The 13,341-nt window shown below is 70.5% G+C and carries 14 protein-coding genes; 4 read left to right on the top strand and 10 right to left on the bottom strand.

Going from position 1 to position 13,341, the window contains the following annotated elements; genetic code table 11:
• The first annotated feature begins 212 nt into the window (after positions 1-212).
• A complete protein-coding gene (gene phbB / locus ACWMMN_RS14730; protein WP_059233189.1) occupies positions 213-956 on the top strand; it encodes an acetoacetyl-CoA reductase in 744 nt (247 codons plus the stop codon).
• Between the two features lie 109 nt (positions 957-1,065).
• Positions 1,066-1,272, top strand: a complete 207-nt coding sequence (locus ACWMMN_RS14725; protein WP_059233190.1) for a hypothetical protein — start codon at positions 1,066-1,068, stop codon at positions 1,270-1,272.
• Between the two features lie 78 nt (positions 1,273-1,350).
• Here the strand turns inward: ACWMMN_RS14725 and ACWMMN_RS14720 are convergent, their stop codons facing one another.
• The 10 genes from ACWMMN_RS14720 to ACWMMN_RS14675 form a co-directional block, all read right to left on the bottom strand.
• On the bottom strand, positions 1,351-1,650 hold the full coding sequence (locus ACWMMN_RS14720) for a hypothetical protein (RefSeq protein WP_059233191.1): 300 nt from the start codon (positions 1,648-1,650) through the stop codon (positions 1,351-1,353).
• Positions 1,651-1,677: 27 nt separating this feature from the next.
• Positions 1,678-2,181, bottom strand: coding sequence for a hotdog family protein (locus ACWMMN_RS14715; protein ID WP_486422806.1), 504 nt, complete (start codon positions 2,179-2,181; stop codon positions 1,678-1,680).
• Positions 2,181-2,996 carry a beta-ketoacyl synthase chain length factor gene (locus ACWMMN_RS14710; RefSeq protein WP_486422805.1) on the bottom strand — a complete coding sequence of 272 codons (816 nt, stop codon included), beginning with the start codon at positions 2,994-2,996 and terminating at the stop codon, positions 2,181-2,183. Before ACWMMN_RS14710 ends, ACWMMN_RS14715 begins: the two co-directional genes overlap by 1 nt.
• Before the next feature lie 8 nt (positions 2,997-3,004).
• On the bottom strand, positions 3,005-4,216 hold the full coding sequence (locus ACWMMN_RS14705; RefSeq protein ID WP_342702901.1) for a beta-ketoacyl-[acyl-carrier-protein] synthase family protein: 1,212 nt from the start codon (positions 4,214-4,216) through the stop codon (positions 3,005-3,007).
• A 63-nt stretch (positions 4,217-4,279) separates the two neighbouring features.
• On the bottom strand, positions 4,280-5,164 hold the full coding sequence (locus ACWMMN_RS14700) for a polysaccharide deacetylase family protein (protein WP_340624455.1): 885 nt from the start codon (positions 5,162-5,164) through the stop codon (positions 4,280-4,282).
• Positions 5,161-7,626, bottom strand: a complete 2,466-nt coding sequence (locus ACWMMN_RS14695; RefSeq protein WP_486422804.1) for an MMPL family transporter — start codon at positions 7,624-7,626, stop codon at positions 5,161-5,163. The genes ACWMMN_RS14700 and ACWMMN_RS14695 overlap by 4 nt, the downstream gene beginning before the upstream one ends.
• Complete coding sequence (locus tag ACWMMN_RS14690; protein WP_486422803.1) at positions 7,626-8,258, bottom strand: outer membrane lipoprotein carrier protein LolA; 633 nt, start codon at positions 8,256-8,258, stop codon at positions 7,626-7,628. The genes ACWMMN_RS14695 and ACWMMN_RS14690 overlap by 1 nt, the downstream gene beginning before the upstream one ends.
• On the bottom strand, positions 8,255-9,232 hold the full coding sequence (locus tag ACWMMN_RS14685) for a lysophospholipid acyltransferase family protein (protein ID WP_059233198.1): 978 nt from the start codon (positions 9,230-9,232) through the stop codon (positions 8,255-8,257). The genes ACWMMN_RS14690 and ACWMMN_RS14685 overlap by 4 nt, the downstream gene beginning before the upstream one ends.
• Entirely contained in the window at positions 9,229-10,971 is a 1,743-nt protein-coding gene (locus ACWMMN_RS14680) for an AMP-binding protein (protein ID WP_486422802.1), read from the bottom strand. Before ACWMMN_RS14680 ends, ACWMMN_RS14685 begins: the two co-directional genes overlap by 4 nt.
• A gap of 59 nt (positions 10,972-11,030) precedes the next feature.
• A complete protein-coding gene (locus ACWMMN_RS14675; protein WP_174993197.1) occupies positions 11,031-11,672 on the bottom strand; it encodes a COG4648 family protein in 642 nt (213 codons plus the stop codon).
• A 547-nt stretch (positions 11,673-12,219) separates the two neighbouring features.
• On the opposite strand from ACWMMN_RS14675, the gene ACWMMN_RS14670 reads away from it, so the two are divergent.
• Together ACWMMN_RS14670 and fabG are read left to right on the top strand one after the other, a co-directional pair.
• Positions 12,220-12,504: a phosphopantetheine-binding protein gene (locus ACWMMN_RS14670; RefSeq protein WP_124453521.1), complete on the top strand. Its 285-nt coding sequence runs from the start codon at positions 12,220-12,222 to the stop codon at positions 12,502-12,504.
• A gap of 93 nt (positions 12,505-12,597) precedes the next feature.
• A complete protein-coding gene (fabG, locus tag ACWMMN_RS14665; protein ID WP_059236612.1) occupies positions 12,598-13,314 on the top strand; it encodes a 3-oxoacyl-ACP reductase FabG in 717 nt (238 codons plus the stop codon).
• The last annotated feature ends 27 nt before the right edge of the window (positions 13,315-13,341 follow it).

The raw sequence follows: 13,341 nt of genomic DNA, 5'->3' as shown, positions 1-13,341 counted from the left end.
GGGTCTGACGACTCGGTTCGCTGCGGCGCCGGCCGGCGCCGCAGCGAACCAGGCGGGTTTCGCGCACGACAAGCAGTCAACAACACGCGCGAAGTTCCGGTGCGTGCCGCGCCCGCGACGTGGGCGGTTGCGCATCGAAGCGGTGGGGCGGCAGCAGAAGCGACGCCGCCGCCCCGCATTCATCGATTACTTTTTTGTCGGTAATTTATAGGATGACTAAGCGAATTGCAGTTGTGACAGGTGGAATGGGCGGTCTTGGCGAAGCGGTCAGCATCAGGTTGAACGACGCGGGCCACCGGGTAGTCGTCACGTATTCGCCGAACAACGCCGGCGCGGACCGCTGGCTGACCGAGATGCATGCGGCCGGCCGTGAGTTCCATGCGTACCCGGTGGACGTGGCCGATCACGATTCGTGCCAGCAATGCATCGAGAAGATCGTGCGGGACGTCGGCCCGGTCGACATTCTCGTGAACAACGCCGGCATCACGCGCGACATGACGCTGCGCAAGCTCGACAAGGTCAACTGGGATGCGGTGATTCGCACGAACCTCGACTCCGTGTTCAACATGACGAAGCCCGTCTGCGAAAGCATGGTCGAACGCGGCTGGGGCCGTATCGTCAACATCTCGTCGGTGAACGGCTCGAAGGGTTCGGTCGGCCAGACCAACTATGCGGCCGCAAAGGCTGGCATGCACGGCTTCACGAAATCGCTCGCGCTCGAGATTGCGCGCAAGGGCGTGACGGTGAACACGGTGTCGCCGGGCTACCTCGCGACGAAGATGGTGACGGCGATCCCGCAGGACATCCTCGACTCGAAGATCCTCCCGCAGATTCCGGCGGGCCGGCTCGGTAAGCCTGAGGAAGTCGCGGCGCTGGTGGCCTACCTGTGCTCGGAGGAGGCCGGTTTCGTGACGGGCTCCAACATCGCGATCAACGGCGGCCAGCACATGCACTGATGCGCGGCGGCCCGCACGGCGTTCGCGCACGTGCCGGGCCGCATTCGGCACTATCCAGACCCGGAGCGGCGGCACGCGCGCCGCTTCGGCCTCGCATTCCGGAGAACGCATGGGCGACACCTGGATGGGACTCGTGATCGGCGGTTCGGCACTGGCCGTCGCGCTGACGATGGCGATCTCGCTCTACTGGCTCGAGCGGCGCCGTGCGCGGCTGCTGCGGAACTTCGATCATCGCGATTGCTGGCTCGTTGCGTACGGCAAGTGCTTCGCGCGCAGGCCGACAAAGCCGGCACGCCGCATGCGCGGGGCACGTTGACGGCAGCCCCGACGCGCACGATCGATGAACGGTCACGCCCCGTGCGCATGCCGCCGGCAATGCGCACGGGATGCGTGATCAATCGCTCTTGTCGCTCTTGCCGGCCGACTCGCCCGAGTCGTTCTTGTGGAAGATCCGCTTCGTCGTGCGCTTGGTGGCATCCCAGCCTTCGCGCGACGCATGCGCGACACCGTGCCCGACCGCCTTCGCGGCGCTCGCGGTCGCGTGGCCGAAGCTGCGGGCCGCCTCGCCGGTCTTGTGCGCGGCTTCCTTCGAATCGCGCTTGATGTCCTGCTTCACTTCCGACATGTCCGCGTGCGCGATCGGGCTGATCAGCGCGAGAACGAGCGCGGTGCCAATGAACTGACGAACTTTCACGACCTGGTTTCCTTGGGGTTGACCTCTTCAGCGAGGATTCGTGTTGCCGGCAGGTGCCGGTTGAAACGTGCCGGCTACCGGGGCGTCGAGCATCACCGCGGCGCGGCCGGACAGCAGCACGCGATCGCCGCAGCGCAGCGCGAAGCCGTACAGCACCGAGCCGGCGTCGCCGCTCATGCGTTCCGCTTCGATGGTGAGCGGCTGCTCGAACGTGTCGAGCCGGTCGACGAACGCGTCGACGTTGCGCACGCTCGCGAGATAACCGACGCGCGGGCGCGCTTCGTGTGCACCGAGCAGCGCGCCGTGCACGGCCATCGCCTGCGCTGCGTATTCGACGCCGCAGACCGACGCGAGCCGGCCGTGCGAACGCAGCGGGTTGCGCGGATCGCGGTGACTCGTCGCGGTGCAGCGAATCCGTTCGGCGTCCCATGCATCGACCGTATCGAGCACGCACATCGCGCCGTCGTGCGGAATGTGCGCGGCGATCCACGCGTGGCCGAGCGGTGGTGCAAGCGGGGGCGTCGCGGTCATCACGCACGCTCCGCGAAGGATTTGGGCATCGCGACGTCGATCTGCACGCGCGTATCGTCCAGGTAATCGAGCACGACACGCGTCGAACGCCGCGCGGCGAGGGCGTCGAGCAGCGGCAGCACGCGTGCGGCCGGATTGCCGGTACGCAACGCGTCGAGTTCGGCATTCGCGAGCGTCGTGGCGGGCGCTTCGGTGAGCTGCACGTCGAGGCGGGCGAGCGCGTATTCGCTTGCCTCCGGCGCGAGCAAAAGTGCAACGCCGAACGCGTCACCGATCGGCCGCACCGTGCGCAGCGGTTCCGGATAGTCGGTGTCGTACGCGATCAGCAGGCTCGGCACGCGATCGACGACGACCTGGCACAGGCTTTCGAGCAGGCCCGCGGCAAAGCTGCCGTCGTGCGCGCACAGCACGTTCGACGTCGCCATCGCGCGGGTCGCGATGCTCCAGTACCCGGCCGGCGCGTTGTGCACGGAATTGTGGAAACGCGTCGGCGACAGCTGGCGGTCGTCGCCCGCCAGGGTTTCGCAGATCGCGTGGCAGTTCTGGCCGTCGCCGCCGGATGCGCTGAACACGGTCGCGAGCGTCGTGGCGTCGCGGCCACTCGCGGCCACGGCCTCGTGGCCGACCGCGAGCGCGACGCGCACGACGGGGCCCGTGCGGCGCCGCTCGGCCGACGGCAGTCCGGCCGGCGGCGGCAGTTCGGTGCGGGCAGGGGTATAGGGCATACGGCCCGCGAGCACGTCGGCCGCGTGCGGCCAGTCGTTCAATCCGGGCCCGACGAGGCCGATGCTTTCGATGAAGGCGGTGAGTGTCATGACGGGCCTCAACGGCGTGCGTGGTCGGCGCGGCCGAGGATCAGGCTGCAATTCGTGCCGCCGAAGCCGAACGAATTGGACAGGACGGCGCGCACGCGCGTGTCGCGGCTCGCGAGCACGTAGTCGGCGACGAGCGCCGGGTCGGGCTGCGTCGTGTTGACGCCGGCCGGCACGAACTGCTCGCGCAGCGCGAGCGCGGCGACGACTGCTTCGAGCGCGCCGGCCGCGCCGAGCGTGTGGCCGGTTGCGCCCTTCGTCGAGCTGCACGGCGTGCCGGCGAACAGCGCGCCGACCGCGCGGCTTTCGGCCGCGTCGTTGCTCGGCGTCGCGGTGCCGTGCAGGTTCACGTAGTCGATGTCGTGCGCACCGAGGCCGGCGGACGCGAGCGCCTGCTCGATCGCGGCGCGCGCACCGAGACCTTCCGGATGCGGCGACGACATGTGATGCGCGTCGCTCGATTCGCCGAGGCCAAGCAGCAGGATCGCGTTGCCGTCGAGTGCCGCGGGCGGATCGGGCACGCGCTCGACGAGCGCGAACGCGGCGGCCTCGCCGATCGAGATGCCGTCGCGCGCGACGTCGAACGGCCGGCACGGCTGGCGCGACAACAGTTCGAGCGAATTGAAGCCGTACAGCGTCGTCAGGCACAGCGAATCGACGCCGCCGACGACGGCCGCGTCGATCAGACCGGCCTCGATCATGCGGCGCGCGGAACCGAACACTTTCGCGCCCGACGAACACGCAGACGAGATCGCCGTCGCCGGCCCGCGCAGCGCGAAATACGCACGGACGAACGCAGCCGGCGAATACGGGTTGTGCGTGTGCGCATAGTGGAAGTCGGCCGGCAGCGCGCCGTTCGCCGGATCGCGCTGCTGGTACGCGCGTTCGGTTGCGAGGATGCCGGCCGTGCTGGTGCCGACGAACACGCCGACGCGTGCGGCGCCGTAGCGTGCGACGGCCGCCGCGACGCTTGCGTCGAAGCCGTCCTGCGTGAGGCCGAGTTGCGCGAGGCGGTTGTTGCGGCATTCGAAGTCGGCGAGGTCGGCGCGCACGGGGTGCGCATCGACGCCGTCCACCGCGCCGATCCACGTATCGAGCGCCGCGCGTTCGAAGTTGCACGGCACGAGCCCGCCGCGTGCGTCGCGCAGCGCATCGAGGGTCGCGTCGAGGCCGCGGCCGATGCAGCTGGTGGCGGTGAAGTGCGAGAGCAGGAGAGGTTTCACGAGGGTCGCATCCGGTGGCCGGAACGGGCGCCGCAGCAGGGCTGGCAGGCGCGCCGTTCGAGGTCAGATTTTATCAAACGGGGGGGCCGGAATGCCCGGCGGGCCGGGCGGTTCGGGCGCGAGCGCCGCGCGCAGCGTCGTCCAGTGCAACTGCGCATCGGCGGCCGCACGCAGCACCGCCTGCAGCACGTCGAGCACGACCGGTTCGCCGCGCGCATCGCGCGCCGCGTGGCCGTCGTGTACCAGCAGGATGTCGCGCGCATCGAGGCCGTGCAACAGGCGGCGCGTGACGGTCGCCGCATCGCGCGCACGCGTGTCGAAGCCGCGCCGCGTCCAGCTGGCGAGCTGCAGGCCGAATTCGCACAGCACCGGTTCGAGAAACGGATTGCGCAGGCCGGCCGGCGCGCGGAAGAACAGCGGGCGCGTGCCGGCGATCTCGGTCAGCGTCCGCTGCGCGGCCGCGATCTCGCGCCGCAGCGCGGCGGGCCCCGACAGCGAGAACGTATGCCGGTGCCGCTGGCTGTGGTTCTCGACTGCGTGGCCGCGCGCGACGATAGCCTCGATCCACCGAGGATGGCGGCGCGCGAGATCGCCGATGCAGAAGAACGTCGCGCGCGCGTCGTAACCGTCGAGCAGGTCGAGTACGCGCGGCGTGACGTCCGGGTCCGGGCCGTCGTCGATCGTCAGTGCGATGCGGCGGCCCGCGGTGGCCGGCAGGCGCGTCCAGTTCGGGCCGAGCAGCGCACTGCGCGGCCACAGGCCGGCTGCCGTCAGCGCGAGATGCGACGCGACCACACCACCGGCGGCCCACGGCCACGTGGCCGGTTGCGCGATGACGGCGGCGGCGGCACCCACGTGCAGTGCGGCCGTCCCCGCGATCAGCGGCGTCGGCTTCCAGCGGCGCGTTTCGCCGGCCTGATGCGATGGAATGGACGACGGCGCGGTCATGCAGGACTCCGTCGCTGACGATCGCCGGCTGCCGTGGCGCGCGGCGCGAGAATCGCCGCGAACGCGAGCGCGAGCATTGCGCCGGGGCCGACGGTCAGCCCGAAGGTTTCGAGCAGCGGGACGCGCGACAGCGCGAGCAGCCCGAAGCCCGCGACGGTCGCGAGGTTTGCGATCAGCAGCGACACGAGCGTGTTGGGCGTCACGGGCTGCGCGTCGTCGCGCTTGCAGAAGAACAGCGCGTAATTCGAGCCGACCGCGACGATCAGCAGCATCCCGACGAGGTGCAGGATCGTCAGTTGCACGCTGGCCAGCGCGAAGCCGGCCGTTACGACCAGCACGGCCGCGACGAGCGGTGCCAGTGCGCGCACGACGCGACGAGGCGAGCGCAGCGCGATCAGCAGCAGCATGGCGATCGCGGCAAAACCCGCGAGCGACAGCCGGATGTCCTCGTGCACGTAGCTCACGTACAGGCGATCGGCTTCGGCCTTCATGTCGACGAACAACGCATCGGGCACGCCCGCACGGGCGACGGCCGCGCGAATCGGCGTTGCATCGAGTCCCGACGCCGGAAGCGTGGCGCGCGCGGCGTCCGGTGCGCGCAGCGGCAGCATCGCGCTCCAACGCCCGTCGCGTTCGGTCAGCAGCGCGTCGACGGCGAGCGCCAGCGACGTGCCGCGCAGGTCCGCGCGCGTCAGCAGCGGCGCATGGCGCGCGGCGTCGACGTCGGCGAGGAACGGTGCGAACAGGTCGGGCTTCACCGCGATCGGCTGGTTCGCGGCGGCGTCGCGCATCCGGGCGGCGAGCGCGTGCGCATCTGGCAGGCTCGCCTGGCGCGCGCGCTGCGCAGCATCGCTCGGCAGGTAGCGGGCGGGGCTTTCGAAGCCGGCGAGCACGCCCCGGTCGATGAGCGGCTGCAATTGCGCGGCCACTTTTTCGGCGCCTTCGAGCGCGGCCTGTTCGGTCGATGCGGAAATCACCACGAGGTAGCGCACGTCGGGTGCGCCGACATCGGCGCGCAGCCGCGCGTCAAGCGCCTGCGCCTGCGCCGGTACGGGGCTGAGCGCGGCGAGCTCGCGGCTCCACAGCCCGTCGCGATGCAGCACGAGCGTCGCGCTCGCGGCGACCACGAGCGCCGCGAGCGGCCAGCGCAGCCGCGGCGCGGCGTCGGCCGCCCGTGCGAGTACCGCGCCGACGCGCGACACGTCGCGGATCGCGACATGCTCGCCGCGCAGGTGCGGCAGCACGAAGCGCGTGACGAGTGCGGCGGCCGTCAGTCCGACGATTGAATACAGCCCGAGCTGCACGAGGCCCGGGAACCCGGAGAACAGCATCGACGCGAAACCGCACACGGACGTCAGCACGCCGAGCCGGATCGTCGGCCAGTAAGCGGCGACCCACGCGCGTGTCGCGTCGCCCGGGCGCGCGGCGACGCGCGTGCCGGCCTGCGCCGATTGCACGAACAGGTAGATCGAATAGTCGACGGCTTCACCGATCAGCGTCGTGCCGAAACCGAGCGTCAGCCCGTGGACCGTGCCGAACGCGACGCTGACCGCCGCGATCCCGGCCGCGACGCCCGTCAGCACCGGCAACAGCCCGAGCGCGAGCGTGCGCGGCGAACGGTACAGCGTGAGCAGCAGCGCGACGATCAGCACGACGCTCGCCGTCGACAGGCGCTCGACGTCATGCCGGATCGTGTCTCGCGTGTCGACCGAGAACACGCCGGGGCCCGTCATCGCGAGCGTGGTCGCGGCCGCATTCGGCACGGCCTGCTTCGCCGTGGCGAATGCGCGGCGCACCGTGTCGATCGCGCGCGCCTGCGCGTCGGTATCGGAGCCGGCGGCGGCCGTCTGCACGACGAGCACCGCGCGCGTGCCGTCGCGCGACGCCCACACGCCGTCGCGGCTCGCGGGTTCGGCCGCGCTGTCGAGCTGGTCGACGAGCGCGGTGACTTCGCCGGTCGGGTCGCGCGGCAGCATCGCCTTGGCGACGAGGCCGGCTGACGAGCTCAGCAGGTCGAGGCTGTCGCCGAGCGCCTGGTGCAGGCCGTCGGCGCTGAAGCGCTGCGGCGTGACGGCCGGGCTCAGCAGGTAGCGGTGATCGAAGACGAACTGCCGGTCGCGCGCGTCGTTCGCGGCTTCGCCGTTGTGCACGGCCGCGAATTGCGGGTCGGTGCGCAGTGCGCTGGCGACGCGCCGTGACAGTGCGGCGCGCGTGACGGCATCGCCGCCGTCGATCGCGACGAGGATCAGCCGCGACACGATGCCGTCGCGCAACTGGTCGACGAGCACGCGCTGCCCGGCGCTCGGCGAGCTCGGCAGGAACGCGGACAGGTCGGCCGTGAAGTGCGCGCGCCCGATCGCGACGCCACAGGCGGCGAGCGCGAGCAGCCACACGAGCACCGCGCGCTGCCGCCACGCGTGCAGGCGGCGGGCGACGGGGGAGGGGCGCGCGCGCTCGTCCATCAGTTCGCGGTCGCCGCAACGGGTTGCAGGCGCATCACCGAATGATCGCCGTCGGCCTGCCGGATCGCGACGCTGCGCAATACGTCGCGCGTGCCGTCGAGCGTGATCGTGCTGACGACCTTCAGCATCCGCGAGTCGAGCGGCGTGAGCGTCAGCGTCCAGTCGTCGCCGCGCCCGGAAAGGACGACCTTGTACACCTGTTCGAGCGCGAAGCGGTTGCCGGCGAGCGTCGCGCGGATGCTGTCGATGAACGCACCGAGTTCCGGATAGCGCGCCAGCGCGAGTGTGAACTTGCGGTTGTTGCGTTCGACCGTGAGCATGTCGCCGTCGACGACGAGGTGTTCCGGCTTCGGGCTCAGCGTGTGCTTTTCCAGATGATCGGGCGCGACGAACACGAGTTCGCCCGACGATTCGACCGGCTGGGTGGCGATCGACAGGTACTTCGTCTCGGTGAAGGTGGCGTGTCCCGACTTGTGCTGCGCAAGCGTCGACATCAGCCGGTCGAGGCTCCATGCCGGCGCCGTGTCGGCTGCATGCGCGGGCACGGCCAGCGCGAGCGCGGCGGCGGTGGCGGCGAGCAGGCGGGCGGCGCGGTGCAGCGAGAGCGGGAACAGGCGGTGAACGGCGGTCATGCGTCGGAATCCCTTGTGGCGGGCAGGTCGGCACCGGCGTGCGTCGCGTCGCGGCGCGTAGCCGCGGCATCGCCGCCTTGCCAGAAATCGAAGTAATTGAACCAGTTGTACGGCGCCGCGCGGCAGTACTTGTCGAGCAGCGCGACATAGCGCGCGAGTGCCGCGTCGACCGCCGCCGCACGTGCATCGCGCCGCACGTCGGAGAAATCGGCGAGCGTCTCGAAGTGCACATCGTAGCGGTTGCCGTCGCGATAGAGGCCCGTCATGAAGATCACCGGGCGCTTCAGCATCGCGGCCATGTACAGCGGCCCGAGCGGGAACGCGGCCGGCGTGCCGAGCAACGGCAGCCGCCGCAACGATGCGGCCGCGTCGTCGAGCAGCGTGCGGTCGGCGAGCATGCCGACCATGCAGTTCGCGTCGAGGCGCTCGCGTACCTTCAGCATCGAGTCGACCTGCCCGAGCGGAATCACTTCCGGTTTCGCGGCCGGGTTCACCGCGGCGAGTGTCGCGTTGATCTTGCGCGCATTCTTCTCGTACATCGTGACGACGACGCGCAGGTCCGGATGCGTGCGGCCGATCGCGCGCACGACCTCGAAGCTGCCGAGGTGCGCGCCCATCAGGAACGCACCGCGCCCGCCCGCGAGCGCATCGTCGACGAGCGTCTCGCCGTGCAGCCGGATGTCGAACAGGTCGAAGCGCCCGTTCATCAGGTAGACGCGGTCGTGGATCGTCGCCGCGAACGTGAACACGTGCCGGTACACGTCGCGCCAGCGCGCAGGCCGGCCGAGCGCGCGGCGCAGGTAGTCGCGCGACGCGGCGCACGCGACCGGCGAGAACAGCACGAAGTACGTCGCGATCAGGTGCAGCACGAGGCGCGCGCGCTGCCGGCCGAACCGCAGCGAGATCCACGTCATCGTGCGCAGCAAGCCGGCGTTGCTGCGCTCCTGGCGTTCGGCCCACGCGGTGCGCTTCATGGCTGCGCGCCATCCTGCACGGCCGGCGGCGCGGACAGCGCGCCGGTCGCGACCTCGCGCGACCCAGCGCGCAGCGTGAAGCGGATCGCGCCGCTGGCCGCGGCGTCGTACGCGAGATCGAGCGGTTCACCCGGTGCGACCGGACTCAGGAACTTCGCGGAGCCGAGCCGCCACGTATCCAGCGGACGGTTGAGCGCCGCGCCGATCGTGTGGATCGCGTGATCGAGCAGCACGACGCCCGGTACGACCGGATGGCCGGGGAAATGGCCGGGCAGCGCCGGATGGTCGACGGGAATCGTGAAGGCGAGTGCAGGTGCGGCGGCCGTGTCGCGTTCAGGCGCGGCCGTGGCCGTGGCGCGCGCGTGCTGGGCGACGAGCGCGGCCAGCACGTCGCGCGGCAGCTTGCCCGTTTCGTTGCGCGGCAGCGCGTCGACGAACACGAGCGGGCGCGGCATGAACGCGGGATCGATCCGCTCGCGCAGCGCGCGCTGCAGATCGGTGGCTGCGAGCGCCGGCGCGACGACGAGCGCGACAAGGCGCGTGACCGGTTCGAGGCTGGTGTCGTCATGGGCCGGTGCGGCTTCGTCGGGCATGAAGAACACGCCGTCGACCACCTGCGGAATCGCGTTGAGCTGATGGTTCAGGTACGCGAGCGACGTGCGCTTGCCGGCGATGTTGACGAGATCGGCCTTGCGGCCGTGCAGCAGGAACCGGCCGTCGCCGAGCAGCTCGAGCGCATCGCCCATCGGCACGGGCACCTCCACATGCCCGCCCGACACCCACACGGTCGGCCCGCTGTCGTCGCGGTCCGGTTCGTCGCGCGCGTCGAGGCGGATGTCCGGGAACAGTTCCCATGTCGCGCCTTGCGACGTGCGCCGGGTCGCGATCTGGCCGGTCTCGGTGCTGCCGTAGATTTCGACGAGCGGCGCGTCGAGCGCGACCTCGGCTTCGCATGCGAGCTTCTCCGACAGCGGCGCGGTGGCCGACAGCACGAGCGCCGCTTGCGGCAGCGCATGGCCGGCGGACAGCAGCGCACGCAGGTGGATCGGCGACGTGACGAGCACGCGCGGCTGCGGGATCGCGTCGAGTTCGTCGCGGATGTCGACCGGGTAGAACGGCTGACGGTTGCTGAATGCGAGGCCGCCGATCAGCGCGAGCAGCACCGTCGACTCGAAGCCGTACATGTGCTGCGCGGGCACCGTGCCGATCAGCGTGGCCGCGCGGCCGTCGAGCAGCCCGAGGCGATCGGCCGCCGCACGCACGCAGCCGACCAGGAAGCCCCACGTCTTGCGGTGCGGTACCGGCGCGCCGGTCGAGCCGGACGTGAACACGTAGGCCATGATCCGCGCCGCATCGATCTGCGGGACGGCGAACGGCCTATCGTCTGCCCGCTCGCCGGGCGCGGCATCGGGATACGCGAAGCGCGGCAGGTCGATCGCGCAGTCGGGCGCATCGTGCAGGCAGAACGCGTCGGGTGCGAACGTCGCGAGCTGGCGGACCATTTCCGGCGTGTGCGTCGACGGCAGCAGGCTGATCTTGCCGGCGACGAGCGCCGCGCACAGGCTGACCGCGAAGCGGTAGCGGTCGCGGCACACGTTGAACACGTGGCCGCCGGCCGGCAGCGCGGCGGCCACGCGCGCGACGTCGGCGACGAATGCGCGCACGGTGACGGGCGCACCGTCGCGCCAGGCGATCGTCTGGTCCGGCGAGGAATGGAATACCAGCGGGTGAGTCGGCATAAATCGGTCAAAACGGGAGCGAAGGCCGGCGCGGCTGCGGCGCCGCGCCGGTCATGAATTCATCGTGACGCCTGCGACGCGCGATACGCGCGCACCGCGTCGACCATCCGCGGCCGCGGTTCGTGCGGCAGTGCGAAGCGCCGGCACGCATGCTCGGCGGCGAACATCACGGCGACGAGCGGCAGCGACAGGTAGTTCGCGAACGTCGACCACGTGACGATCGGCGCGGTGGCGAACAGCAGCGTCGACACGGCGGCGGTCGCGACGAAGAACAGCGTCCACGCGAGCGTGATCTGCCGCGTGTAGCGCGCGACGGCCGGCGTGACCGTGCCGTGGATCATCGCCGCGAAGCGCGTGCACAACGGCACTTCGCCGGCCACGAGCGTGCGGCCGAACAGCAGCGCCATCGCGAGGTTGAAGCTCGCGTGTTCCAGATACAGGCCCCATTCGAAGTGCTGCGCGAGCGGCGTGCGTGCCACCCACAGCGCGGCGGCGGCGAGCAGCCATGCCGGTACGAACCATGCGCGATGCGGCGAGCGTAGCGCCGCGCCCAGCGCGAGCAGCAGCGGCGGCACGAGCGCCATCGCGAGGCCGAAGCCGTGTGCGCCCGGCGTCGCGGTCGCGTAATGCGCGCCGGCCTGGTAGGCCGCCACGGCGCCGACCGCCACGACGCCGCGCGCGACAGGCAGCAGCCTGCTCATCGGCGGCCTCCGGGCGCGCGGCGCGCGCACCTGACGGCGGCCGTGCGGCAACAGCGGACAGGCGGGCGAACCGGAACGGAGCGCAAGGGCGGATGCGGCATGACTGGAGACATCGGGCGGATCGTGGCCGGACGCGGTGGTCGGGCCGTCAAACATCATATGAATGGCGGCCGGGACGCGGGTCCGGGCCGGTGGTCGGGCACGCTCATTTTAGGGCCGCGGCACCGACTGTTCGGGGTGGGCGCGACCGGGTTTTGTAACCGATTGTATGGCACCGGACGAACGGTTTCGCGGGGTCGGTCCATTTCCATCCAAAGCGGCTCAAGCGTCTCGTGCATTCGCGTGCCGAAACGGGCCGCGGCGCAGGCTCGCCAGTCTGTAACCATTCACGGTATACGCCCTGATGGCCTTCATCTAGAATCCGCGTAACTTTTACAAACGATCCCCAAATAACGCAGGCGGGGAAGCCGGCAGACGCCGGAGGGACGGAGATTTGCACGCGCCGGGCGTGCGTGACAGTTGCCGTTTCCGGGCGCCTCCCGCTGCCATGGGCCGCCTGCCCGCACGCATGATGAACGCACTGGAACAAGAGCTCGCCACGCTGATCATCGGCGAACTGAATCTCGAAGACGTCCCGCTCGATACAGTGACGGCCGACACCCCGCTGTACGGCGAAGGTTTCGGGCTCGACTCCATCGACATCCTGGAAATCGCGCTGCTGATTTCGAAGAAGTACGGTTTCGAACTGCGCTCGGACAATCCGGACAACCAGAAGATCTTTGCGACGCTCGGCGCGCTGGCTGCATACGTCGCCGCGCATCGGACGAAGTGACGGTGGCGCGCAATGAATGACGGTGCGCGACGGCGATCGGACACGATTTGCCGCGCGTCGGTCGAGGTGAAACGCGATGAACGGAGCAATTCGATGCGGGCGCTCGTAACGGGCGGCAGCGGCGCACTCGGGCAGGCGATCTGCACGGCGCTCGCGCAGGCCGGCCATGAAGTATGGGTGCATGCGAACCGCCATCTCGCGCAGGCGGAGGCGGTCGCGCAGCAGATCGTCGCCGCCGGCGGCACCGCGCACGCGATCGCGTTCGACGTGACCGACGCGGAGGCGACGCTCGCGGCGCTGAAGCCCTTCATCGACGCGTCGCCGGTGCAGATCCTCGTCAACAACGCGGGCATTCACGACGACGCGCCGATGGCCGGCATGTCGCGCCGGCAGTGGCACAGCGTGATCGACGTGACGCTCAACGGTTTCTTCAACGTCACGCAGCCGCTGCTGTTGCCGATGATCCGCACGCGGCGCGGACGGATCGTCAACATCGCGTCGGTGGCCGGCGTGACCGGCAATCGCGGGCAGGTCAATTACGCGGCCGCGAAGGCGGGGCTGATCGGCGCGACGAAGTCGCTGTCGCTGGAGCTTGCGTCGCGCGGCATCACCGTGAACGCGGTGGCGCCCGGCATCATCGAATCGCCGATGGCCGAACAGGCGTTTCCCGCCGAACGCATCAAGCAGCTCGTGCCCGCGCAGCGCGCGGGCCGGCCCGACGAAGTCGCGGCGATGGTCGCGTACCTGGTGTCCGACGCCGCGGCCTATGTGACGGGGCAGGTGTTGTCCGTCAACGGCGGGCTCGCGTGACGAAGCGCGCAGCGTCCGCCGGGTAAC

It is taken from the genome of Burkholderia cepacia complex sp. TUM26381 (assembly GCF_057439935.1).
The sequence above is the reverse complement of the archived record's forward strand: the minus strand, read 5'-3'. Positions and strand labels throughout refer to the sequence as shown.

What these genes read in the sequence shown, in the direction of transcription:
- ACWMMN_RS14695 (WP_486422804.1), bottom strand. Translation starts at nt 7,626, where the DNA reads ATGGACGAGCGCGCGCGCCCCTCCCCCGTCGCCCGCCGCCTGCACGCG.
- ACWMMN_RS14680 (WP_486422802.1), bottom strand. Translation starts at nt 10,971, where the DNA reads ATGCCGACTCACCCGCTGGTATTCCATTCCTCGCCGGACCAGACGATC.
- ACWMMN_RS14670 (WP_124453521.1), top strand. Translation starts at nt 12,220, where the DNA reads ATGGGCCGCCTGCCCGCACGCATGATGAACGCACTGGAACAAGAGCTC.
- ACWMMN_RS14675 (WP_174993197.1), bottom strand. Translation starts at nt 11,672, where the DNA reads ATGAGCAGGCTGCTGCCTGTCGCGCGCGGCGTCGTGGCGGTCGGCGCC.
- phbB (WP_059233189.1), top strand. Translation starts at nt 213, where the DNA reads ATGACTAAGCGAATTGCAGTTGTGACAGGTGGAATGGGCGGTCTTGGC.
- ACWMMN_RS14685 (WP_059233198.1), bottom strand. Translation starts at nt 9,232, where the DNA reads ATGAAGCGCACCGCGTGGGCCGAACGCCAGGAGCGCAGCAACGCCGGC.
- ACWMMN_RS14690 (WP_486422803.1), bottom strand. Translation starts at nt 8,258, where the DNA reads ATGACCGCCGTTCACCGCCTGTTCCCGCTCTCGCTGCACCGCGCCGCC.
- fabG (WP_059236612.1), top strand. Translation starts at nt 12,598, where the DNA reads ATGCGGGCGCTCGTAACGGGCGGCAGCGGCGCACTCGGGCAGGCGATC.
- ACWMMN_RS14700 (WP_340624455.1), bottom strand. Translation starts at nt 5,164, where the DNA reads ATGACCGCGCCGTCGTCCATTCCATCGCATCAGGCCGGCGAAACGCGC.
- ACWMMN_RS14710 (WP_486422805.1), bottom strand. Translation starts at nt 2,996, where the DNA reads ATGACACTCACCGCCTTCATCGAAAGCATCGGCCTCGTCGGGCCCGGA.
- ACWMMN_RS14715 (WP_486422806.1), bottom strand. Translation starts at nt 2,181, where the DNA reads ATGACCGCGACGCCCCCGCTTGCACCACCGCTCGGCCACGCGTGGATC.
- ACWMMN_RS14725 (WP_059233190.1), top strand. Translation starts at nt 1,066, where the DNA reads ATGGGCGACACCTGGATGGGACTCGTGATCGGCGGTTCGGCACTGGCC.